The sequence below is a fragment of the Flavobacterium sp. genome (genome assembly GCF_027533505.1).
Taxonomy (GTDB): Bacteria; Bacteroidota; Bacteroidia; order Flavobacteriales; family Flavobacteriaceae; genus Flavobacterium.
In genome coordinates, this window is record NZ_JAPZUB010000001.1 from 35,826 (window position 1) to 60,058 (window position 24,233).

21 protein-coding genes and 1 tRNA gene are annotated in these 24,233 nt (G+C 38.7%); 12 read left to right on the forward strand and 10 right to left on the reverse strand.

Going from position 1 to position 24,233, the window contains the following annotated elements:
- Positions 1–48: 48 nt before the first annotated feature.
- A complete protein-coding gene (gene ybeY, locus O9316_RS00170; protein WP_298204018.1) occupies positions 49–468 on the reverse strand; it encodes an rRNA maturation RNase YbeY in 420 nt (139 codons plus the stop codon).
- Positions 461–3,862, reverse strand: a complete 3,402-nt coding sequence (locus O9316_RS00175; protein ID WP_298204019.1) for a DUF4175 family protein — start codon at positions 3,860–3,862, stop codon at positions 461–463. Before O9316_RS00175 ends, ybeY begins: the two co-directional genes overlap by 8 nt.
- Positions 3,863–3,977: 115 nt before the next feature.
- Between O9316_RS00175 and gltX the strand changes: the two genes are divergently transcribed.
- The gene (gene gltX / locus O9316_RS00180) at positions 3,978–5,486 is read left to right on the forward strand and encodes a glutamate--tRNA ligase (RefSeq protein ID WP_298204020.1); all 1,509 of its coding nucleotides are present in this window, start codon (positions 3,978–3,980) and stop codon (positions 5,484–5,486) included.
- Positions 5,487–5,518: 32 nt separating this feature from the next.
- Here gltX and O9316_RS00185 read toward each other — a convergent pair whose 3' ends face one another.
- The gene (locus O9316_RS00185; RefSeq protein WP_298204021.1) at positions 5,519–6,184 is read right to left on the reverse strand and encodes a hypothetical protein; all 666 of its coding nucleotides are present in this window, start codon (positions 6,182–6,184) and stop codon (positions 5,519–5,521) included.
- A gap of 69 nt (positions 6,185–6,253) precedes the next feature.
- On the opposite strand from O9316_RS00185, the gene O9316_RS00190 reads away from it, so the two are divergent.
- Positions 6,254–7,231 carry an SPFH domain-containing protein gene (locus O9316_RS00190; protein ID WP_298204022.1) on the forward strand — a complete coding sequence of 326 codons (978 nt, stop codon included), beginning with the start codon at positions 6,254–6,256 and terminating at the stop codon, positions 7,229–7,231.
- A gap of 288 nt (positions 7,232–7,519) precedes the next feature.
- Here O9316_RS00190 and O9316_RS00195 read toward each other — a convergent pair whose 3' ends face one another.
- On the reverse strand, positions 7,520–9,205 hold the full coding sequence (locus tag O9316_RS00195) for a glutamine--tRNA ligase/YqeY domain fusion protein (protein WP_298204023.1): 1,686 nt from the start codon (positions 9,203–9,205) through the stop codon (positions 7,520–7,522).
- 67 nt (positions 9,206–9,272) lie between these two features.
- On the opposite strand from O9316_RS00195, the gene folB reads away from it, so the two are divergent.
- A complete protein-coding gene (folB, locus tag O9316_RS00200) occupies positions 9,273–9,632 on the forward strand; it encodes a dihydroneopterin aldolase (protein ID WP_298204024.1) in 360 nt (119 codons plus the stop codon).
- 91 nt (positions 9,633–9,723) lie between these two features.
- Positions 9,724–9,794: transfer RNA gene (locus O9316_RS00205), tRNA-Cys, on the forward strand.
- 296 nt (positions 9,795–10,090) lie between these two features.
- Here O9316_RS00205 and O9316_RS00210 read toward each other — a convergent pair.
- The 4 genes from O9316_RS00210 to rnr all read right to left on the reverse strand — a co-directional run bounded on the left by O9316_RS00210 (position 10,091) and on the right by rnr (position 14,382).
- Complete coding sequence (locus O9316_RS00210; protein WP_298204025.1) at positions 10,091–10,744, reverse strand: GldM family protein; 654 nt, start codon at positions 10,742–10,744, stop codon at positions 10,091–10,093.
- Positions 10,725–11,435 (reverse strand): LysE family transporter, encoded by a 711-nt coding sequence (locus tag O9316_RS00215; protein WP_298204026.1) that lies wholly within the window; start codon positions 11,433–11,435, stop codon positions 10,725–10,727. The genes O9316_RS00210 and O9316_RS00215 overlap by 20 nt, the downstream gene beginning before the upstream one ends.
- A 60-nt stretch (positions 11,436–11,495) precedes the next feature.
- Positions 11,496–12,161 (reverse strand): head GIN domain-containing protein, encoded by a 666-nt coding sequence (locus tag O9316_RS00220; RefSeq protein WP_298204027.1) that lies wholly within the window; start codon positions 12,159–12,161, stop codon positions 11,496–11,498.
- Between the two features lie 85 nt (positions 12,162–12,246).
- A complete protein-coding gene (gene rnr, locus O9316_RS00225; protein ID WP_298346826.1) occupies positions 12,247–14,382 on the reverse strand; it encodes a ribonuclease R in 2,136 nt (711 codons plus the stop codon).
- Between the two features lie 133 nt (positions 14,383–14,515).
- Here rnr and O9316_RS00230 point away from each other — a divergent pair, with 133 nt between their 5' ends.
- Positions 14,516–14,749 carry a DUF2007 domain-containing protein gene (locus O9316_RS00230; RefSeq protein ID WP_298204029.1) on the forward strand — a complete coding sequence of 78 codons (234 nt, stop codon included), beginning with the start codon at positions 14,516–14,518 and terminating at the stop codon, positions 14,747–14,749.
- Between the two features lie 520 nt (positions 14,750–15,269).
- On the opposite strand, the gene O9316_RS00235 is transcribed toward O9316_RS00230, so the two are convergent.
- On the reverse strand, positions 15,270–15,794 hold the full coding sequence (locus O9316_RS00235; RefSeq protein ID WP_298204030.1) for a YdeI/OmpD-associated family protein: 525 nt from the start codon (positions 15,792–15,794) through the stop codon (positions 15,270–15,272).
- Between the two features lie 93 nt (positions 15,795–15,887).
- Here O9316_RS00235 and rpiB point away from each other — a divergent pair, with 93 nt between their 5' ends.
- From rpiB to O9316_RS00250, 3 genes are all read left to right on the forward strand, one after another.
- Positions 15,888–16,319 carry a ribose 5-phosphate isomerase B gene (gene rpiB, locus O9316_RS00240; protein WP_298204031.1) on the forward strand — a complete coding sequence of 144 codons (432 nt, stop codon included), beginning with the start codon at positions 15,888–15,890 and terminating at the stop codon, positions 16,317–16,319.
- Positions 16,320–16,322: 3 nt separating this feature from the next.
- The gene (locus O9316_RS00245; protein ID WP_298204032.1) at positions 16,323–16,649 is read left to right on the forward strand and encodes a hypothetical protein; all 327 of its coding nucleotides are present in this window, start codon (positions 16,323–16,325) and stop codon (positions 16,647–16,649) included.
- Between the two features lie 286 nt (positions 16,650–16,935).
- Positions 16,936–19,068: a Tex family protein gene (locus O9316_RS00250; RefSeq protein WP_298204033.1), complete on the forward strand. Its 2,133-nt coding sequence runs from the start codon at positions 16,936–16,938 to the stop codon at positions 19,066–19,068.
- 232 nt (positions 19,069–19,300) lie between these two features.
- On the opposite strand, the gene tatA is transcribed toward O9316_RS00250, so the two are convergent.
- On the reverse strand, positions 19,301–19,480 hold the full coding sequence (tatA, locus tag O9316_RS00255; protein WP_073360247.1) for a twin-arginine translocase TatA/TatE family subunit: 180 nt from the start codon (positions 19,478–19,480) through the stop codon (positions 19,301–19,303).
- Between the two features lie 159 nt (positions 19,481–19,639).
- Between tatA and O9316_RS00260 the strand changes: the two genes are divergently transcribed.
- Genes O9316_RS00260 through O9316_RS00275 form a run of 4 tightly spaced genes read left to right on the forward strand, consistent with a single transcriptional unit; the run spans position 19,640 to position 24,232 of the window.
- A complete protein-coding gene (locus O9316_RS00260) occupies positions 19,640–20,143 on the forward strand; it encodes a peptidase (RefSeq protein ID WP_298204034.1) in 504 nt (167 codons plus the stop codon).
- Positions 20,143–21,630 carry a GH3 auxin-responsive promoter family protein gene (locus tag O9316_RS00265; protein WP_298204035.1) on the forward strand — a complete coding sequence of 496 codons (1,488 nt, stop codon included), beginning with the start codon at positions 20,143–20,145 and terminating at the stop codon, positions 21,628–21,630. The genes O9316_RS00260 and O9316_RS00265 overlap by 1 nt, the downstream gene beginning before the upstream one ends.
- On the forward strand, positions 21,627–22,499 hold the full coding sequence (locus tag O9316_RS00270) for a carboxypeptidase-like regulatory domain-containing protein (protein WP_298204036.1): 873 nt from the start codon (positions 21,627–21,629) through the stop codon (positions 22,497–22,499). The genes O9316_RS00265 and O9316_RS00270 overlap by 4 nt, the downstream gene beginning before the upstream one ends.
- A 41-nt stretch (positions 22,500–22,540) precedes the next feature.
- Positions 22,541–24,232 (forward strand): hypothetical protein, encoded by a 1,692-nt coding sequence (locus tag O9316_RS00275; RefSeq protein ID WP_298204037.1) that lies wholly within the window; start codon positions 22,541–22,543, stop codon positions 24,230–24,232.
- The last annotated feature ends 1 nt before the right edge of the window (position 24,233 follow it).

The following is a 24,233-nucleotide window of genomic DNA, read 5'->3' on the forward strand; positions in this document are numbered from 1 at the left end:
CTCAATGTTCCACGTGGAACGCTAGTTATTTTATACTGTATTTATATTTCATTGTTCCACGTGGAACAAAGCTATTTTTTCATCCTCTTTTTGACGCATCAATCGCGAATCATCTTCAGACTTGTCTTTATAACCGCAATAATGAAGGATACCATGAGCCATCACACGGAGCAATTCATGTTGAAAAGAAACAGTATAAGTTTGTGCATTTTCAGCTACTCGCTCTATAGAAATGAATATATCGCCGTGTAGTTCGTTTGCTACAGAGTAATCAAAACTAATGATGTCCGTATAATAATCGTGGTCGAGGTATTTTTGGTTGATGTCCAATAAATACTCGTCATCACAAAAAATGTAATTTATTTCCCCTTCTGATTTGTGCTCAGAACGAATAATTTGTTGAATCCAAGCTTCATAATTCGACTCGTTTTCGAGGGTGAAATCGGATTCATAATTAAAACTAATCATTACTTTTCAAATATTCTTGCACCTTACGGTTATAATTAGCGCGCAAAGGTAAGGTTTGACGGTTTAATATTTCTATACTATTCAGATATTCTTGTAAGCGTTTAGGCAATGGTGTTGCTGGATTGGTGAACTCCTTCGAATTCGTCTCCGATTGCCGCTTCTTTTCTTCACCTTGTTGTTGAATGGCTTTTTGAAGTTTTAGCATCTCGTATTTGACATTCAAAATACGTTGCAAAACTTCATTGTCAAAACCTTTATTGAGCAACTGTTTTTCAATTGCTTTCATTTGGTTTAGGGTGTTTTGACCTTGTGAGCCTAACCCTTGTTTGTTCAGTTCTTTTTCCAGAGCGTCTCGTAACTGCTGTTGCTCCTTGTAGATTTCCATAATAGCACGCGCGTTACCCTCACCATCTTCGCCTTCCTCGCCTTCGCCTTGACCGTTTTGACCCGATCCGTTTGGTTTTCCAGAGGTGCCTTGTTTGCCTTGTCCAGGTTTATTGCCTTGTTGACCCGGTTTGGGCTGACCCTCTTTTCCGCCTTCTTTTTCTCCTTGACCACCTTCTTTTCCTTCGCCAGGCTTTTGCCCTTTCTTCATTCCTTGCTTCATTTTTTCACCTAAACCTTCTTGTTTTTGAATAATATCTGGTAGTTGCATTCCAGAGCCTTGGCCTGGTTTGGGTTTCCCTTTTCCAGCTCCCGCCATTGACATTGACATTTGCATGCCATTAAGAATACTCGCCAACATATCCGCTAATTTATTGGAGGAAGAAACGGCAAATTGTTGATGAGAAGCCCCTTTCATGACATTGGCATCTGCAAGTGTTGAGAGCGCTTTCTCTATATTGTATTGCACATTACCCACTTCTTTGGTGATGTCTTCTGCAATTTTTGGATTGCGTAAAGACAAGGCAAACAAGCTGTCGTCAACGTGTTTGAATTGAAGCTTTAAATCTTGTTGTTGTTTTAGGTATTTATTGTACGAAGGAGAACCACGCTTCATCCCTTTAAATTGCTTCATTACGTCCTCTTGTGAAAAAGAGTACGCCACTAAATTATCTATAATTTGACGTAGCATCGCGACATCTTCATCCATTTGCTCCATTTCGCCCGATTCCATAGAGGCGCCCATGTCCATACTCATTTGCTTCATTTTTTGGGCCGCACTTTTTTGCTTAGGTTTAGCACCCGCTTTGGAATTTTTTTCCAACTGTTCCTTAGCCTGTTGTAAATCCTTTTCTATGTTCTTCTCACCTGCTTCGGTGTTAGGCAATTCTAGCGGCGATTTCAGCTCTTTGTTCTCTTTTTGCAATTCGTCTAATTCTTTTTGAAGTGCATCAAATTCTTTGTTGATATCTTCTTGTTTGTCCGCTGAATTTTCTTTCTCGTTTTCGGCTAGTTTTTCTTGCTTCTCACTGAGTTTATCGAGTTTATCGGCAAGCTGTTCAGCCTTTTTTTCGACGTAATACTTCTTGGTTAATTCAACGAGTTGTTGCAAGTTTTTTGATTGGTTTTTGGACTGTTGTTTTAGTTGATCCATCTTTTCAAACAACTCCTCTTTTTGAATTTTTTCATTCAACCGTTCTAACTCTTCAAGTAATTTTTTATTCTTATCAAATTCCTTGTCGGCCTTTTCCAAGCGGTCTTTCAGAAGTTCTTTGGTTTCGTCTTTTTTATCGGTTTTGACTTTTTCCAAATTTTCTTTCATTTTCTCTGCGAACGACTTCATCAATTCATCTTGCTTTTTTTGACGTTGAAGAAAATCATTTACTTTTTGCTGCTCTTTAAACTCAAGACTCTCTTTTTCTTTCCCCAGTTTTTGCAATTTATCCATTTCGTTAAACTGCTTTTCTTGCGTTTTCAAGGACTTTTCTAACGAATTAAGGGTGCTATTTTGCTCCTGCAACAGTTGAACAACTTTCTCGGATTCAGTACTTTCACGGTGACTGAAAACGGAAGATTTGGCTGATTTATAATTGTGTAGCGCATCATTATCGAAAACTTCAAAATAATACTCATACGGTACACCGGCTTCAATACTTAAATTGCCTGGAAATGAAAAAATAAAGCGGTCATAAACATCCTTCTTCACGGGAAGCATTGCCTTTTTGGCTGCTTCGGGTTTGTTTTTGGGGTAATAAATGACTTGTAACTTAGTAAGTCCGTAATCATCACTAACTTGACCTAACAAGAAGTTTTTTTCAACCTTTAAACTATCTGGAGCGTTACCTACTGATATTGTGGGATATTGATCGGATACTACTGCAATACGATACGTTAGTCGTTCGTAATTGGGTATTTTCGCATTTGAAGTTAGAATCTGATAATCGGTATTTTGAGTGATTGATTTAGCCCATGTAAAAGCATTATTTTCTCGGGTAAAATTAGCTTTTTGCTGCCCGTTGGTCCACACTACTTGTTGTGTCGCTTCCGTTTGCATTTGCCAAACAACGGTGGTTCCTTCAGGAACAATGGCGTTTCCAGTTCCTTTGATCGTTGTTGACGGTTTTTTTAAATACGAAGGAAACTTCAGTAGCATTTGAAAATTAGCAATCGTAGGAACGGTGACAACGTTTAGCGTGAACGATTTGGAGCGTACCGTATTGGCTTCTAGGTGAAATTCGATATTTTCTTTAGGTTTCGGGATAACAAATTGAAATTTCCCCGGAGCTGTGGCTTCCATAAAGTAACTTTCGTCATCCAAGAAGATCATCACATTTTCGGGAACGACCTTTCCTTTGGTTTCTACCTGAAGAATAAAATCTTTGTTTTGTTCTGTTTGCAAAGCGCTGTTGGTAATAAAAAATGCAAAGGGAGCAGGCGGTGTAAATTGTTCCTGATAATGCACTACACGGTTGAGGCTTTGTGTTAACACCTCGCTTTTACCGCTTACCATAAAGAATAAAACCAATAAAATAGGAATAACGGCCAAAGGTATGTATTTTTTATTGGCCGAAAAATCAATAGCCTTGGAAAAAGGGATTGGCTGTAGATTGGCTGCTTTTTGTTCGATAGAGGCCAAGAGTAACTCAGAAGTTTTGGAATCGTTGGCCAATTGTAAAAAATTAGTCAGCTTGTCTCCTACTTCATGAAAATGGTTTCCAATAATTTGAGAGGCTTGTGTGTAATCGATTCCTTTTTGAAGCTTAAACAATTTAAACAACGGAAAAAGAATATAGCGTGAAAGCAGAAAAATTTCTACCCCAACAAAGACCCAAAATAAAACAGTTCGAGCACCGGGTTGCAGCCATAAAAAATACTCCACAAAAAGCGTGAATAAAAAATAAAGCAAACCAAGCCCCGTAAACAGCAACATACCACGAACTAAGGCATTGGTGTAATACTTGCGAATAAAATCTTCCAGCTTCTGGTAAATAAGTGCCGATGCGTCGGTCATAGTGAATCTAGCATTAATAACCGCTAAAAGTACAAAAAATGGGCTACATCAAAAGTTAAATAATTGCCAAGTCAAGAATTGAAAAACTGCGTTATCTTTGCCAAAAATTTTTACCATGGCTCGACCAGTACGCGTGCGCTTTGCTCCTAGCCCTACCGGACCACTTCATATTGGCGGTGTTCGAACGGCTTTATTCAACTATTTATTTGCTAAAAAACATCAAGGTACGTTTTACCTTCGTATTGAAGATACCGATCAAAACCGTTTCGTTCCTGGAGCGGAAGCTTACATTTTTGAAGCGTTAGAATGGTTGGGAATTGCCCCAGATGAAACCGTGGGGAAAAATGAAAAATTTGGACCCTACCGTCAAAGTGAACGCAAAGCATTGTACAAGCAGTATGCCGATCAATTGATTCAATCAGGATGGGCTTACTATGCCTTTGATACCGCCGAATCCTTGGACCAGCATCGTAAAAATCACGAAGCTCAAGGAAAAACGTTTATCTACAATTGGCATAATCGCGAAAAATTGGACACCTCCCTTGTGCTCACCCATGACGCTACTGAAAAACGCATTGCATCGGGAGAAGCTTATGTTATTCGTTTTAAAACACCTGTTGATCAGATTCTTGAATTGCATGACATCATTCGCGGTGATTTAAAATTTGATACCAACCTACTCGATGATAAAGTACTGTTTAAAAGTGACGGGATGCCTACGTACCATTTGGCCAATATCGTGGATGACCATTTGATGGAAACATCGCATGTGATTCGCGGAGAGGAGTGGCTCCCATCGCTTCCTTTGCATCATTTATTGTACAAAGCTTTTGGATGGGAAGCGCCAGAATTTGCCCATTTGCCCTTGATCTTAAAACCTGTTGGAAACGGTAAATTATCGAAACGCGATGGCGATAAATTGGGCTTTCCTGTTTTTCCATTGCATTGGACCGATCCGTCAACAGGCGAAGTTTCTGCTGGCTATCGAGAAAAAGGGTTCTTTCCTGAAGCGGTGGTCAACTTTTTAGCTTTATTAGGTTGGAATGATGGCACAGAACAAGAATTATTCTCATTGAGTGAATTATGCGAAAAATTTGATTTAAATCGGGTACATAAATCGGGGGCAAAATTTGATCCTGAAAAAAATAAATGGTTTAACCATCAGTATCTTCAACATCAATCCAATACCGTTTTGGCCGATTTATTTGCAAAAGATTTGGCCTTTAGAAATGTTTCATATTCCTTCGATTTGGAACGAATAGTTGCGCTCATCAAGGAACGCGCACACTTTGTATCGGAGTTTTGGGAATTGGCTGATTACTTCTTTGAGGTACCCACGGCATATGATGAAAAGGCGTCCAAAAACTGGAAAGAAGATACGCCTTCCCTTTTGGAACAAGCGTTTTCGGTAATGAGCGCTGTCGAGCCTTTTGAATCAGTAACTATTGAAAATACCTTAAAATCGTGGATGACCGCCCAAGAAATTGGTATGGGTAAAATTATGCAACCTTTACGTTTGGCACTGGTGGGCGCTTTAAAAGGACCCCATTTGTTTGATATCATCATACTCTTAGGCAAAGAAGAAGTTCAAAAACGAATCCAAAAAGCAATCGCTACTTTATAAAAAAAGCCCCGACCTATTATCGGGGCTTTATCTTATAAGTTAAATACTATTTGACCGTTGATGGTGCCTAAATTTCCTTTGAAATTTTCATTGGAATTTAAGGCCGTTAGATCGGTATTTCTATTGAGTTTGTTAAAAAGATTGGTAAAACCGTATTGGTAAAATACTTGGGCGCGAACGGTTTTACTTCCGGCTGAAAATCCCAAATAAAAAGCACCGCCTATATTGGATACATCCAAAATATCTTCGGCACGTATCGCTTGTTTAGAAACTTCATCGTATTTGATCACATTTGTTTTGGAGGAAGCATTTACCGCCAATTTTCCATTGACTTGAAGAACAGGACCAAAATCGAACGAAACGTGATCTTCTACAATATTATAACTGAACAATAATCGAATTTGCACCCCTTGTAAACTAAATTCTGTTTCACGTGTAGAAAGACTGCTTTTCCCTAATGAAAATTGGCTATTGAAAAACTGCATGCCATAAATCATACTCCAATCGTTGTAATAATTACCCCGAACAGACATTCCACCGGCAAAACCTATTCCGGGTTTGGCGTCAAAACTTGAGGTAAAAATGGTACAATGAGAAACTCCAGCCGCAATACCAATACGATTTCCATCGCGATACCCATACTGCGCAAAAGTTATAAAGCTAGACAATACGGCTCCAAACACTAAATATTTTTTCATGAAAAGGAAATTATGTAACAAACATACACTATTCCCGTATAACAAATGTCTAATCCAAAAAATTTATTCATGGATCCTATTTTAATTATTGTGCTGGTCTTCGGACTGTTTTTATTTTTGGCTTGTTTTTTTACAGTGAAACAACAAACCTCTGTCGTAATCGAACGTTTTGGAAAATTTCAAAGCATTCGTAACTCGGGACTTCAATTGAAGATTCCGGTCATTGATCGTATTGCAGGTCGCGTAAATCTGCGTATTCAACAATTGGATGTTATTATTGAAACACAAACCAAAGACAATGTGTTTGTGAAAATGAAAGTTTCTGTTCAATTCAAAGTCATTCAAGAAAATGTGTACGAAGCTTTTTACAAACTCGAATATCCGCACGATCAAATTACAGCCTATGTTTTTGACGTGGTTCGTGCCGAAGTACCAAAACTTATTTTGGATGATGTATTTGTGCGAAAAGACGATATTGCCATTGCTGTAAAACGCGAATTAAACGAAGCGATGATGGCCTACGGATACGACATTATCAATACGTTGGTTACTGATATTGATCCCGATATTCAAGTGAAAAATGCAATGAACCGTATCAATGCCGCTGAACGCGAAAAGGTGGCTGCCGAATTTGAAAGTGAAGCACAACGTATTCGCATTGTCGCTAAAGCCAAAGCTGAAGCCGAAAGTAAGCGTTTGCAAGGACAAGGTATTGCCGACCAACGACGAGAAATTGCCAAAGGTTTGGTAGAAAGTGTGGAAGTGTTGAACAGTGTAGGCATTAATTCCCAAGAAGCTTCTTCATTGATCGTGGTCACCCAACATTACGATACATTGCAAGCTATCGGGGCTGATTCGAATTCTAATTTGATACTTTTACCCAATTCTCCACAAGCGGCAACCGATATGTTAAATAATATGGTAGCGAGTTTTGCCGCCAGCAATCAAATTGGTGAACAAATGAAAAAACAAAATAAACGGTTGAAAAATAGTGATGATAAAACCTCGTTGGACTATAATCCAAACGATACATCGCAACCGGAGTAAAATTTTGAACCTAAGAAGAGGCTTTTACAGGCCTCTTTTTTTTTTTGGAAAAATCGGAGTAAAAAACAACCGTGATTAAAGTGAAAACTTTAATTTAAACGATTTACAACACTTTCTTACCCCAAGTGAACAAAGTAGATTAGCTATTTTAAAAACAAGCGGAAATCAAGTTTATTAAAGCTGTTTTTAATAGTAATTACTGATGAAAATTATTTATAAAATAAGTATTTATAATAATAACAAAACCCGATGCTGTATCGGGTTTTCTATTGTTTTTACTGATGAAAATTATTCTTTGTTTTCAATTTTTGCCCATGTGTCTCGAAGGCCCACTGTTTTATTAAAAATTAATTTTTCAGGGGTTGAATCGGTATCCACACAAAAATAGCCTAAGCGTTGAAATTGATACGACATTCCAGGTTGCGCATGTTTCAGACTCGGTTCTAAATATCCGGTGATCACTTGCAATGAATTGGGATTGATGTAAGTTTTAAAATCCACTTCCTTATCGCCATCAGGGTTTTCATGTGTGAAAAGACGATCGTAAATACGAACTTCTGTAGGTAAAGCATGCTGAATAGACACCCAATGTATAGTTCCTTTTACTTTACGCATACTCGCTTCAGTTCCACTTCCCGATTTACTATCGGCATCATACGTACAGTGAATTTCAGTTATCTCACCGTTGGCATCTTTAATTACTTTTTCGCCTTTAATGATGTATCCGTTCTTTAAACGTACTTCTGTTCCTAAGGTTAGTCGGAAAAACTTCTTATCGGCTTCCTCTTTAAAGTCCTCTCTTTCAATATATAACTCTCTAGTAAAAGGAACTTTACGATAGGTCATCGGGTCAGCTTCGGGATTGTTTTCAGCATCCAACCATTCTTCTTGACCTTCAGGATAATTGGTAATCACCAATTTCACTGGATTAAGGACAGCCATAACGCGATCGGAAGTTTTATTCAACTCTTCACGAACACAAAATTCTAATAAGGATACATCGATAAGATTGGTACGTTTGGCAATTCCAATGGTTTTGGCAAAGTTTCGAATAGCCATGGGAGGATAACCGCGACGACGCATTCCAGAGATAGTACTCATGCGAGGATCATCCCATCCTGAAACATGTTTTTCTTCGACCAATTGAAGTAACTTCCGTTTGGAAACCACGGTATGGGAAAGATTTCTTCGGGCAAATTCACGTTGTTTTGGACGAACTTTTGATTCATCATAAATTTGATTCAAAAACCAATCGTACAATTCGCGATGTGGTAAAAATTCTAGGGTGCATAACGAATGGGAAATTTGCTCCAAATAGTCACTTTCCCCGTGCGCCCAGTCATACATAGGATAAATACACCAATCGTTGCCTGTACGGTGGTGATGTTCATGCATAATGCGGTAAATAATCGGATCACGCATCAACATATTGGAAGAAGACATGTCAATTTTTGCGCGTAAAACATGGGTTCCTTTCGGAAATTCACCTTGTTTCATGCGGGTAAACAAGTCTAAATTCTCTTCAATCGAACGGTTTCGGAACGGAGAATCTGTACCGGGTTGTGTGGGAGTTCCTTTTTGTTTGGCCATTTCTTCCGAAGTTTGGCTATCGACATAGGCTTTCCCATTTTGTATTAAAGCTACCGCCCAATCATACAATTGTTGGAAATAATCAGAGGCGTAACACTCGCGATCCCATTGGAATCCAAGCCATTGCACATCGCGCTTGATGGCATCTACATATTCTTGTTCCTCTTTGGAAGGGTTGGTGTCGTCAAAACGCAAATTAACGGGCGCATTATAGTCCAAACCTAAGCCAAAATTCAAACAAATCGCACTAGCATGCCCCACATGCAAATAGCCATTGGGTTCGGGTGGAAAACGAAAACGAAGTTTATCTTTTGATAAGCCGTTGTTTAAATCGTCTTCAATGATTTGCTCGATAAAATTGAGTGATTTTTCCTCGGTAGACATAGAAATTTCTTAATTTTAGCAAAGATATGTTTAATTCGTCAATTTGAAAATTGGCACCGAAATAAAAATGGGAACAATTAAATTACAAAACATCCGTACGTTTTCTTTTCATGGTTGTTTACCGGAAGAAGCAAAAATTGGAAGTGATTATCGGGTAGATTTGGAAGTAAAAACCGATTTACGCAAATCAGCCCAAACCGATGAATTAATCGATACCGTTGATTATGTGTTACTTAATCGCATCGTCGTTGAGGAAATGGCAATTCGTTCGAAATTATTAGAGCATGTAGCACAACGTATTATTGAACGTATTTTTAGAGAAATACCCTCGGTATCGCGGATCATTTTGGCGGTTTCCAAACTGAATCCTCCCATTGGTGGCGATGTGGAAGCGGTCACCATCGTCATGGAAGAATACCGAAGTTAGTAGTAAATAAGTTTATTTTACGCTACAAATTGAAGGCGGGAATTTGGATATTGATTTTTTTTTACTTTATCTTTGCTACCCTTACTAAAAAGGCGTCGTGGCCGAGTGGCTAGGCATCGGTCTGCAAAACCGCGTACCCCGGTTCGAATCCGGGCGATGCCTCTAAATAAAACCTCTCATTTCTGAGAGGTTTTTTTATTAAAAATAATGATTGCAAAAACGCGTACTCCGATTCTCCCGAAACTTCGGGACGGGCGACTCTTACTTTAAACCTCTCATTTCAGAGCCGTTTTTTTATTGAAAAATAATGATTACAAAACCGCCTTCTCGGTTCTCCCGAAGCTTCGGGACGGGCGATGCCTCTAAATAAATGACAAAAAAGTAAATTTAGTGTATTTAAAACGTAAGGCAAGCAATTTCTAAATAAGAAAGAAATGTTTTTAATATACAAATTTTTACTATAAAATAGTTATTAAGACTGGAGAGAATTTACACATTCTAACATTAAAATTAAGACCTAATTTCACTTTTAAATCAGAAATCAATAAGTCATCTCCTTTTCCCGCATATCTATTGATTTGTTCAAATACAGCTTTTGTAATTGTATTTCCTTGTACCACAATGGCTTTTTGACCGGGTATCCTTAAAGTAAATTCAATAATATTGAACTTAAAATCCAAGTTTTTATCTTCAAAGAATATACGAACAACGGCTTCTTTCAAATTGTTCTTACTCATCCGTAAAAAAGAATCTTTATTATAATTTAATGAAGTTAGTGGAACAGGAATATTTTTAATTTTAAATACAAAAACTTCTTCTTTTCGGGTTTTATTTTTTAAAACTATTTGAATGGAAATATTGAGTTCAGAACCTGCACCTGGATTTACTTCAAAGGTATTTTTTGACGTTGATTTAACTTCTTTTCCCGAAACAGTAAAGGATAGCGAATTAGGAACTTCAATACTAAAATTATTTGGCATCCCACGATAAACAATACGAGAATCCTGGTTCACAATCCATTCCGAAGTGTGTTTAATTATTGACAAAGTATCCTTCTGTGCAAAACTGAAAAAGGATACAAAAAGAAATAAACTATGGAGAATTCGTAGCATTTTCAAGCGTTTTACCAATTCCTAATTGTTGTTCGATCATCTTTTTTTCGTTGGGGAAAAACCCTTGAACGATTAAAAAACTACCGAATATCATTAGGATAACGCTAATTACCCGCTTTATCTTATAAATATTATTTGGGGTAAGTCGGGATTTCAATTGTTTGGCCACCATTATTTTTAAAATATCAACGGCAAAATAAGTTAGAATAATTACCGTAATAAATAAAATAATTCGATCGGTTTCCATATTTAATTTGGGACCAAATACGATGATTATTCCCATCCAAAACGCCAACACCCCAATATTGATAAAATTCAAAAAGAAGCCTTTGAAAAATAAACCTAAGTAATTGTTTTTGGGAATATTGTCCTCTTCTACTTGTTCTTCGTCCCGTTTTTTTAAGAAATTCTTTTTCTCTTTGATGAATGAAATTATACCATACGTAAGCATAATTACCCCACCAAATATAAATAAACCAGGATCATCTTTGAGGCGTTCAAGGATTTGATTGGTACTAAAATAAGCGATTAAAATAAAAACTAAATCACCAAAAACCACCCCAGCATCAAACACCATAGCGGCACGGAAACCTTTGGTAATACTCGTTTCTAATAAAACAAAAAAAACAGGCCCAATCGTAAAGGCAAGTAAAAATCCCCAAGGTATGGCCGCTAAAATATCGTTGAGCATGGCTTAATTCACTTAAAAAGTAAAGGTATTCTTTTTCACAGAAAAAGCAAATTTCCCTAACTAATTCGCCTGTCGAATGCTCCCTCCAGCGATGGTTTTTTCGTTAATTTGCTTAGGGTTGCCATAAATAACAATGTTTCCTCCCGCACGTATTTTGGCATCTACCCATTCGGAAGCATAAATCTCAGCGTCTCCACCGGCATTTCCTGTTATCGTAGTTTGCTCAGTGCGAAGCTCTTTAGCTTCGTATTGTCCCCCAGAATTGACAATTACCTCTTGGGTTTTGGCAAATCCACGTAATTCTACTATCGAACCATTGGCTGTACGCGCAGTTAATTTGGAAACTTCTAACTTTAATTTTACTTGTGAACCTTCTTTAGCAATTACCTCAAAAAAAGTGGTTTTTAGGACAGTATCACCACCAATATGCGAACCTTCATTGGCTTCTACCGCTTCTAAATGGGTATAATACACAGTCGCTGAAACCGATTCACCCGACAGCATTTTGGTTAAAGGCATTCGTATTTTCAACTCCCCATTGCGATTGACAACTTCCACCGAAGAAGCTTCTTTACCTGTGAGTACCACTTTATCCTCTTTTCCAGGAACTAATAAAACATCAATTTGATCAAATGCGGTCACTTTGGTAAAATCACCGACTTTTTTTTCGATTTGTGCCTTTGCAATCGATGTACAAACGAAAGCCAAAAGAATCAATTTTTTCATCACAGTTTACATTTAAAATAAAAACGAATTGTTACAAGAATTATTCCTTTTTGCGTAAATAGGTAAAATCCAATTGTTTTTTTACCTAATCGGCGTTTTTCACTTTCACAAAAACTTCATCACCCAGTTGCAACATGCCTTTGTATTGCTCACCGATGTAGGCGTATTGTTTCTCATCAAAAACATAATAATCCTCTTTGATATCGCGAATTCGAACCATTCCTTCACATTTGTTTTCGATGATTTCAACGTAAATTCCCCATTCGGTTACGCCAGAAATTACCCCTAAAAACTCTTGATCCATGTGTTCTTTCATGTATTTGACTTGCATATATTTCACCGAATCACGTTCGGCATTGGCTGCCAATATTTCCATATCGGTCGAATGCTCACATTTTTCTTCAAAAGCTTCTTCATCGGCACTTTTTCCGCCGTCTAAATAATGCTGCAACAAACGATGCGCCATCACATCTGGATAACGACGAATGGGCGAAGTAAAATGACTGTAAAAATCAAATGCAAGTCCGTAATGCCCAATATTCTCGGTAGAGTAACGGGCCTTGCTCATGGCTCGAATCGCCAAAGTATCGACTAAATTTTGTTCTTTTCTACCGTTGACTTCAGCCAATAAATCATTCAACGACTTGGAAATCGTTTGTTTGGTTTTAAAATTAATCGAATACCCAAATTTAGAAATCACCGATTGAAGTCCAATTAATTTATCTTCATTGGGTTCATCGTGAATCCGATAAATAAAAGTTTTCTTTTGTTTGCCAATAAATTCAGCCACTTTTCGATTGGCGAGTAACATAAATTCCTCAATCAAAAAATTGGCTTCTTTAGAAACTTTAAAATATACCCCAGTCGGTTCGTCATTTTCATCCAAATTGAACTTCACTTCTACTTTATCAAAGGAAATCGCTCCGGCAGCCATTCGTTTTTGACGTAAAATTTTAGCCAAATCATGCAAGGTTAAAACCGCTTCAACAATAGGAGCAGGTACTTGATAATCCTTTCCTGTTAACGATGTTTTCGCGGGAATAACATCCGATTTTGTTTCAATAATATGCTGGGCTTCTTCGTAGGCAAAACGCTGATCAGAATAAATTACCGTTCGTCCAAACCATTGATTCACTAATTCTGCCTTATTATTCAATTCAAAAACCGCTGAAAACGTATATTTTTCTTCATGAGGACGCAACGAACAAGCAAAGTTGGATAATACTTCGGGTAACATGGGAACCACACGATCCACTAAATACACTGAAGTAGCTCGTTTGTAAGCTTCTTCGTCCAAAATCGTTCCTTCTTTTACATAATGAGAAACATCGGCAATATGTACTCCAATTTCATAATTTCCATTGGCTAATACTTGAAACGATAAGGCATCATCAAAGTCTTTGGCATCGCGTGGATCTATTGTAAATGTAAGTATACCGCGCATGTCTCTTCGTTTTGCGATTTCATCAGCAGTAATCGAAGTATCAATTTTATTCGCATAAGCTTCTACTTCAATAGGAAAATCGTAAGGTAGCCCGTATTCGGCTAGAATCGCATGAATTTCTGTATCATGTTCCCCGGGTTTACCCAAAACTTTGATCACCGAACCAAAAGGGGAATCCGCTTTTTTGGGCCAATCTTCCAAGCGAACCAACACCACATCGCCATGTTGCGCTTCATTTAATTTATTTTTTGGAATAAAAATATCGGTATACATTTTTGGATTGGCCGTCGTGACAAAACCAAAATTCTTTTGTACATCGACGACCCCTACAAACTCCAATTTTGCACGTTCGAGTATCTCTACTACTTCTGCTTCCGGTTTTCGAGAGGCACGTTTATTGTAAACATATACTTTTACGCGATCGCCATGTAAAGCGTGATTTAAGTTGATAAACGGAATAAATACATCGTCTTCTAATTCATCACAAATAAAATACGCTGTTTTTCGCGTAGTCATATCGATAGTTCCTTCGTAATATTCTTGATGATCGGAAGGAATCATATATTTCCCAGGCTCAATTTCAGTTATCACCTTCTGAGAGGCAAGAATTTTTAAGTCCTTGATGATTTCATTGCGACTTTTGGTATCATCAAGCTCTAAAATAGCGGCAATCTGTTTGTAATTAAACGGTTTATTCGGACTTTTAGATAGAATTTTAAAAATTTTCTCGGAAAAAGTTTTATTCTTCTTCCCAAGATTTTTTCGGTTTCTTGGCATACTTCATTTTTCTTTTACGGTTGAAAATTACGAAATACAATTCAGTTGCTGGGGAAAAAGCCAATATTTAATAGGAAAATAACATATTCGGGGTGAAAAACAACTACCTTTGAGTTCCCAAAATCAGTCACTTATGAAAGATTTTATTACCGTTGCTATCTTTCATTTACCGCAAGAAACCTATATTTTAAAAACACTCTTGGATCGAGAAAACATTCCACATTTTTTCGAAAACGAAACAATTGTTTCCGTTGACCCCTTTGCCAGTATTGCATTCGGCGGCATTCGTCTCAAAGTACATCCCAACGATACCGCACGCGTTCAAAAACTAATCGACCATTTAAACAACCCACTTCATATCGTTTAACATTTTTTAAATTCAGTGAAGTTTTCAACACCTTTTAAAAACAACAAATTCATTTTTTAAAAATTTCTAAAATTTATGATGGTTATTATAGGGTGTTGATAAGGGGTAAAACTTTTCGGCTTTTTATTTTTTCAAAAAGTTATCGAAAATTATACTGTTTTATGAACAGCTTTTCAAAAACCTAAGTAGCTTAAAATGATGAAATTTTTAGATTTTATTAACAGCTGTCAATAAGGTTATTCCTTGCTTTTTTTCGCATAACTTTTTTTCCAAAAAACTGTTGAAAACCTATTTTTTGATGTCAATAATTTTCCAAAAAAAAGGCAAAACTTTCATTGGATTTCTCCCTGAAATTTTTGCTTATAAAAATTAAGTTTCCCTTTGAAAAAACTTCTAATTTTCTTTTCAAAATTATCAACAACAAATGTTAATTTAAAGTTAACTGAAAATCAGGCTATTGTAAAATGATATCAACATCGTTAAAAATAATTTTATTAAAACATTGATTATCAGTATAATATTAAAATTTCATTTTTTCACGAAACGCTTTAATGTCTTGATTTAGAATTTGATAATCCACCATTCCTTGGTGCCTTTTTAGATGTTCCAAAATCACAAAACTTCGTTCAATTTTTAGCTGTGAACTTTTTATTTTATTAATTATATGAAGAAGCGAACGTTGCTTTCCTGGCGTTAACTCATGAAACCAATCACTCCCTTCAGGATCGCTCGCCAAAACTTCTTGAAATTCCTCTGAAATAGGCATTCCATACGTCGAATCATCGGGCGCTAAATGAATCATTAATCGATCTCCTATATTCCACTTTTGCTTTTTCACCAAAGGTTGGTTTAGTAAAATAAAATACATGCCCGATTTTTGTAACAAGGCCGAATGTAAAATTACCGTCGTATTAATAGTACAAATGACGCGTTTGTCTTTGCTTGATTCGAGCATGTTTTGATATACTTCTACAGGGATTTTTACGTGGGGTCCGTAGCCAATCGCATGATCCTTAAACGTTTCCAAAATTGCTTCAAATTCCATGTCGTAAAGTTTTTAACAAATATAACCCGTAGCGCACATTTATTCCCTAACTTTGTTCAACGATTTATAAGACCTAAATACAACGATTACCCCATGCGCATTTCAATAGGAAACGACCACGCCGGACCCGATTATAAAAAAGCGATTGTGCATTGGCTACAATCCCAAGGCCATGAAGTGATTAATCATGGAACCGACACCGATGCCAGTGTAGATTATCCCGATTTTGGCCATCCCGTGGCTTTAGATGTTGCCGAAGGGCGTGCCGATTTCGGAATCGTGATTTGTGGTTCAGGTAACGGAATCAATATGACGGTCAACAAACACCAAGCGATTCGTTCAGCCCTTTGTTGGACCAAAGAAATTGCCGCATTAGCTCGTCAGCACAACGATGCCAACATCATCAGTATTCCCGCCCGATTCACCGCTATTCCTCAAGCCGTTGAAATGGTGGCTACCTTTCTAGAAACCCCTTTTGAAGGCGGTCGACATCAAAACCGCGTTCAAAAAATAGCCTGTTCTTAACCCATGTTCAACTCCCTAAAAACCACTCCCGATATCATCCGAGCTACCCGATTTGTGGTATTACTCACCTTATTGTTGGGTACTGGTTTGATGGTTTGGTATTACTACAACCCTTGCGGACAGGTCATTTACCTCAGTTTGTTTTACATCATCAGCATGTTGTTTTTAAACAGTTACTTCGGCATTCGATTGTTGCAACTTTTGTTTACCGAACCGGAATACCGTCAGCCTGTAGCCGGCGCCATAGTGCTGCTACTCACCAATATTCCCGTCGGATATTTTTACATTCAATTGGGATTACAGATTTATCAAAGGTCTTCTCCTGTATAATTTTTTGGGCGTTTCCCCTCAATGAATGTTGGCTTACATAATCCTATTCCCTACTTCGGGGCCGGGTGTTAGGGAGTCGCTTCCCGATAGTCGATTTTGTTTTTCAAAAGCAGCGTATCTTCGGGAGAGCTCCAACAATCCCTCACCCCCTAACGCAGCCGGTTTAAGGTAAAGCTTGTTTTTCTCCTTTTGAATTTTCGTTTTTCTCCCCCGCTTTTTTATGTACATTTAGCTCCTAAATTTGTATTCTTTTTTCAAACGTAGAAAGGCGTTTGCTCGCATTCGTATGAACAGTATTTCTTTTATTCAACATCAATTACAACTTCCTGAAGTCGCCACCAAAAACATTGAAGCAGCGCTACAATTGCTTTCAGAAGATTGTACCATTCCGTTTATTGCGCGTTATCGAAAAGATAAAACCGGCAACCTGGATGAGGTCGTGCTCGAAAAAATTGCCAAATTCAAAAAGCAGTTCGACGAACTCATCAAACGCAAGGAAAGTATTTTGGCCAGTATCGCCGAACAAGGGCAATTACATCCCGAACTTCAAGCAAAAATTGAAAAAAGTTTTGATAGTAGTGAGTTAGAGGATTTGTATTTGCCGTTCAAAAAGAAGAAGAAAACCAAAGCGGATATCGCTCGCGAAAACGGTTTGGAACCATTTGCCAAAATTATCATGGCACAAAATGCCGCCGACATTGACTATTTGGCTTCCAATTATTTGACCAAAAATGTGATCAACGAAGACGATGCTCTTCAAGGCGCACGCGACATTATCGCCGAATGGATCAACGAAAACCTGTTTGTGCGTAAACAACTGCGACGTCAATTTCAACGACAAGCCGTCATTACGACCAAAGTGGTCAAAGGAAAAGATACCGACGAAAACGCTCAAAAATTTGCCCAGTATTTTGATTGGTCTGAACCCTTGTCCAAAACGCCTTCCCATCGCTTATTAGCCATGCTGCGTGCCGAGGCAGAAGGATGTATCAAATTTTCAGTCACTCTCGACAAAGATGAAGCTATCGCTATGGTAGAGGACGCTATTATCAAACGCCACAACGATACAACACCTCATATACAGCTAGCCATCAAAGACAGTTACAAACGCTTATTAGAACCCGCCATTTCCAACGAAACCTTACAAGAGGCCAAGCAAAAAGCCGATGCCAAAGCGATTGCCGTTTTCGCCGAAAATTTACGGCAGTTGTTACTTGCCTCTCCCCTGGGTGAAAAACGCGTTTTGGCGATCGATCCCGGTTTTCGAACGGGCTGTAAAGTGGTGTGTTTGGATGAAAAAGGGGACTTGTTGTACAACGAAACGATTTATCCGCATGCGCCCCAACACGAAACGGCTATGGCTATGAAAAAAATAAAATCCATGGTCAATGCGTACAACATTGAAGCGATTTCCATCGGTAATGGAACAGCCAGTCGAGAAACAGAGTTTTTCATTAAGAAAATCGCTTTTGACAAACCCGTTCAGGTTTTTGTAGTTTCTGAAGCTGGGGCATCCGTGTATTCGGCCAGTAAAATAGCCCGCGAAGAGTTTCCGACCTATGATGTTACCGTGCGGGGTTCCGTTTCCATTGGGCGCCGATTGTGCGATCCTTTGGCCGAATTGGTCAAAATCGATCCTAAGTCCATAGGCGTTGGGCAATACCAGCACGATGTGGATCAAGTGAAGTTAAAAGAAGAACTCGACAATACCGTCATGCGATGTGTGAATGCGGTTGGGATTAATATTAATACGGCGAGCAAATCGTTGCTGAGTTATGTGAGTGGTATCGGTGAAAAAATGGCTGAAAACATTGTCAAATTCCGCTCCGAAAACGGACCCTTTCAAGATCGTAATCAATTAAAAAAAGTCCCTCGATTGGGCGACAAAGCGTTTCAACAAGCCGCCGCTTTTATTCGCATCAAAGACGGGAAAAATCCTTTGGATAATTCGGCGGTGCATCCCGAATCGTATAAAGTGGTCGAGAAAATGGCCAAAGATTTAGGAATTCAAGTGGGCGAGTTAATTGCAAATAAAGCCAAGATTGCCCAAATAAAGCCAGAGCATTATGTCAACGACACCGTTGGAATTTTGGGGATTAAAGACATTTTAAAAGAATTGGAAAAACCCGGATTGGATCCGCGAAAAGCCGCTAAGGTATTTGAGTTTGATCCTAATGTTACAACCATTGCCGATGTGCGTTCCGGCATGATTTTACCTGGAATTGTAAACAACATCACTGCGTTTGGTTGTTTTGTCGACATCGGCATCAAAGAAAGTGGTTTGGTGCATATTTCCCAATTGAAAGACGGCTTTGTCTCCGATGTGAATGAAGTCGTCAAAATGCACCAACATGTTCAGGTAAAAGTCTTGGAGGTTGATGAGGTTCGAAAACGCATTCAATTGACGTTGGTGCTATAAAAGCAATAATCCCAAATTCGAAACCGAACTTGGGATTATTTTTTTGCAATTCTACAATATAAAACTGCAATTGGGAACAAAATAGTATGTTCTTCTTCATAGCAAGCAATAGGAAGATGCATAAAAAAGAAAAGGGTTGCGTGAAAAAATAAAAAAAAGTAAAAAAAAATCACTGCTCTTGAAAACAGTGATTTTTATAACGAACAAATCGTTGTAATGTGGCGTCAGGAGACTATTTATTTTCTTCTGTCTTGGTTTCAGCTTTTGTTTTATCTTCTCCCTTGGCAGCGTCTTTAAATTCTTTAACACCAGCGCCCAGTCCTTTCATTAATTCCGGAATTTTACGACCTCCGAATAATAACAAAACAATCACAAGGATGACAATAATTTCGGGCATTCCTAATCTTCCCATAATGTATTAAATTAATGCTTTCGCAGTTATTCATATTTGTTTATGGTACAAAGGTACGTAAAAAATAAAACGATGAAGGTTTTCTAACAAAGATTTCACGTTAAAGTATCCGCATTTCACCGCTGAATTTGGTTATATTTGTTGCAACAAACGCTCCGTATGTCTGCCAAAAAATTAAAAAAAGAACGGCTTAAAAAACACCTGTTTACCAAAAACAGGCTGGTGATATTAAACGATGATACGTTTGAGGAGATTTTTTCACTTCGGCTCACGTTGATGAATGTGTTTGTGGTAGCAGGAGTAGGTGCCATTTTGATCATTTTTGTTACTACCTTCATCATTGCTTTTACACCGTTGCGTGAGTATATTCCGGGGTATCCTTCAACCGAACTTAAGCGCAATGCGACCGAATTAGCTTTAAAATCGGATTCGCTAGAATTTGCCATCAAAAAAAACGAAGCGTATTTACAGTCTATTCAGAAGGTGCTTAACGGCAATTTAGAATATGCCAAAGTCAATAAGGATTCCATTTTAGCCATCGCTGTGGATACCCTTCCAGAGTTGGAACTCACCCCTTCCGAAAAAGAAATGGAACTGCGACGAGAAGTGGAACAGGAGGAACAAAAATCACCGGCCAAACCATCTCAAAAAGGAAAAAAATAATGTCGTTAAAATCATTTGCCGCTCGACTTTTGGCCTACAAAGTGCATCGTGACACCCAAAAATGGGCCCAAAATCCAGTAGAAACCCAGCAAAATGTTTTCCGTCAATTAATAGCCCAAGCGCAACACACTGCTTTTGGAAAAGACCACCATTTTGATACCATACTTTCTCATGCCGATTTTGTCAAGCAGGTTCCCATGCGCGACTATGAACAATTAAAACCTTATATAGATCGTGTGGTGCAAGGGGAGGAGCACGTCCTTTGGAAAGGAAAACCGCTTTATTTTGCTAAAACTTCGGGGACAACTTCAGGTGCCAAATACATTCCTTTAACAAAGGAATCCATGCCGTTTCATATTCAAGCGGCTCGAAATGCTATTTTGAGTTATATCCACGAAACAGGCAAAGCCGATTTTGTCGATGGAAAAATGATTTTTCTCCAAGGAAGTCCAGAATTAGAGTCCAAAAACGGCATTCAATTGGGACGACTTTCGGGGATTGTGGCCCATTATGTCCCCAAGTATTTACAACGCAACCGGTTGCCCAGCTGGGAAACCAACTGCATCGACGATTGGGAAACCAAAGTAGACGCGATTGTTCAGGAAACGATTACCCAAAACATGACTGTAATTTCAGGGATTCCGAGTTGGGTACAAATGTATTTCGAAAAACTGGTTCACGTCTCAGGAAAGCCTGTCGGAACGCTGTTTCCCCATTTTAATTTGTTTATTTATGGCGGTGTCAATTATGAACCGTACCGGGCTAAATTTGAACAATTAATGGGGCGAAAAGTGGACTCCATCGAACTTTTTCCCGCTTCGGAAGGATTTTTTGCCTACCAAGATTCGCAAACCGAAAAAGGGATGTTGTTGCTTTTGAATTCAGGCATCTTTTATGAGTTTGTGAAGGCCGATGAATTTTTTACCCCAAATCCTAAGCGCTACACTATTGGTGAGGTCGAAATGGGTATTAATTATGTGCTTTTACTCTCCACCAATGCAGGGTTATGGGCTTACAATATTGGCGACACGGTTCAATTTACCTGTTTACAACCCTATCGTGTTATCGTCTCGGGTCGTTTGAAACATTTCATTTCTGCTTTTGGGGAACACGTTATTGGGAAAGAAGTAGAGGAGGCCCTGCGTCAAGCGGTGGAAGGCACTTTGATTCGTATTAATGAATTTACCGTAGCACCGCAAATAACCCCTCAAGAAGGATTGCCGTATCACGAATGGTTGATAGAATTTGAACAAGCTCCCGACAATTTAACCGAATTTGCGTTAAAAATCGACAACGCCATGCGCCAACAAAATGTATATTATGACGATTTAATCGCAGGGAATGTTTTGCGGACGGTGGTTATCACGCCAGTAGCCTCCAACGGTTTTCAAGCCTATATGAAGTCGATTGGGAAATTGGGAGGTCAAAACAAACTTCCCCGATTAAGTAACGATCGCTCTATTGCCGATCAATTGCCTTTGTTATGAAAAAAATACTTTTATTACTTGTCCTTCCAGTCGTTGCCATTGCCCAAATCAAAGGCGTGGTCAAAGACAGCCTTTCGGGGCAGCCTATTCCGTATGTAACCCTTTGGGTTGAAGGAGAGCAAATGGCAGCGACCACTGAATTTGACGGAACGTATGAATTACCGGCTCTCGATTCGGGAAAAACCATTGTGTTTTCTTCGGTCGGTTATACCAAAAAAAGAGTGACTGCCGATCAAGCCAAAACGGTTCTTTTGTCGCCCGAAGAATATATTTTGGAGGAAGTGGTTATTGCGGGTCAAAAAAACAAGAAGCAGCTCGAAATAGGTATTCGAAAAAAGTCGATTTATCAAGCTTTTGACAATGGCCCCAAAATTGAAACCAAGTTTTTCCCGTATTTGCAAGCCTATACCAAAACAAAATACATAAAAAAAGTGCGCATTCAAACCGATTGCCGACTGGAAGATGCGTTGGTTAAACTTCATTTTTTTGCCGTAGATGAAAAAGGAGCACCGGGCGCTGAGTTACTAAAAAAAGACCTATTGGTTACGGTAAAAAAGGGCGTTATGTACACCACAGTCGATTTGTCCGATTGGAATCTGGTGATGCCTAAAAACGGACTCTTTGTTGGCTTTGAAAAGTTGTTGATTGAACGGAATAAAGAGGAAAAAACCATTGTCGACCCCAATTCAGGTGCGACCCGTATACAGCGAAAATACTATCCTTTTTTGTTGTATGCCTACGTAGAAGCCACTTTTCAATGGACTTATCAAGAGGGCGAGTGGCAGAAAAAAGCTCCCACTGATACGAACGATCCGTCAGCGACACTGATGATTCTCGAACCCTCCATTTCCCTGATTCTGTCCAACTAAATCCAAAATCATTACCTTTGCGGGTTAGTAAAACCTATTGAATGAAAGAAATTAAAAACATTTCGCGCTCTAGAGCGCAAGAGTCCTCGGCAGCTATCGAGCGACTGTACATTACCATGCGTCACCTATTTAACCGCGGTTTTTATAAACCGATGGGGGTATCGGGTGACACTTTACGAGAAGCATTGCTTCAACTTCGCCCCGAAATTTATGGCAGTATTGCCGAAGAAAAAGTAGAATTAAACGGATTATTGTATGTGATTGAGCGTTTGCCGATAGGTATTGAAGAGTGTCGTTACATCAATTTAACGTCTGATGAAGGGTATTCTAAATCGCATTTCAAAGCCATTATTCCCCCAAAACGTCGTCGTAATTGTTACCGCATCGACGCCGAACAAATGAATGTGGAAATCACCCGAGGACGCTCTGATATTTATGATATTCTAACCCATTTGACCTTTATTTTTATCGAATCGCATAAAATCAAAGATCGCGTTTTATTAGACGAGTTTGAAGTTGAGGTTACCCGCGATTGGAAAAAATTGGAACAAGCCGTTCTGCAAGGGAAGAAGTTAACACAGATTGAAAAAGAAGTCGCTATTTCTCATGCGGCGAATATATTAGGACGCAGTTTTTCGGAAGTGTTGGCCATTTACGATGCCTTTGCAATACCTGAAAAACCCGATCGTTTTTTACATGTGATTTATTGGTTGGGAAAATTAGCCATCGAAGAAGCAGTAGACAACAATAAGCGTACGATTACGTTTAGTCCTATTTTGCGGGAACGGTTGGGGCACCACATTCATGGAGAGATTTGGGCCAACACTATCAAAAAAACCTTGGATGACAATGGGTTAATTCAGCGGCCAATCCATATTATCAGTGCCAACATGCACAGTGTGATGAATTCGATTTATGCACAAACCGTTATTGGAAGTAAGTATAAAGAGCAATCGGAATATGCTATTTATGAAGATTTGAGTGCTACCGAAAACAAAGAGTTGCGTAAAAAAGTGGAAGAATATGCTCTGAAAAACGGTATGATTTCACTCCCTGATACCTCGGGAACCAACATTGATGTTCAAGTATTTGACACCGCAAAAATAGACTGGAAAAAGTCCAATTTCCCGAACGTAAAATTTAAAGGCGAGGCGCCCGTGATTATTGTTATGGATTATGCCTTTGGGGAGCAAGCTTTTGAAACTATTGATGAGTTGTTGAAGCCTTATAAATCAGGCAAAGAGAAGCTTTTCTTGAATGTAGAATCGGTTTCTATTATGGGGAAAGCCGGAATTTTGGAAGGGGGCAAAGGCGACATTATGATTCCGAATGCCCACATCAACGAGGGTACAGCCGACAACTATCCTTTTGACAATGAATTGACCAAAGCACTGTTTGAAGGCCACGGAATACCCGTGTATGCCGGTCCGATGATCACCGTTTTAGGGACTTCATTACAAAACAAAGATTTATTGAAATTTTTCCACGAATCGACGTGGGGTGCTATTGGCTTAGAAATGGAAGGTGCGTATTACCAAAAAGCCATTCAGTCGGCATCGCGCATTCGTAAGAGCATCAATCCCGATGTAAAAGTTCGATACGCCTACTACGCTTCCGATAATCCTTTAGAAACAGGAAGCACTCTAGCCTCTGGTGGATTAGGAACCACAGGAGTGAAACCAACGTATTTAATCACCATAAAAATACTAGAACAAATTTTTAACGTAAAATAGT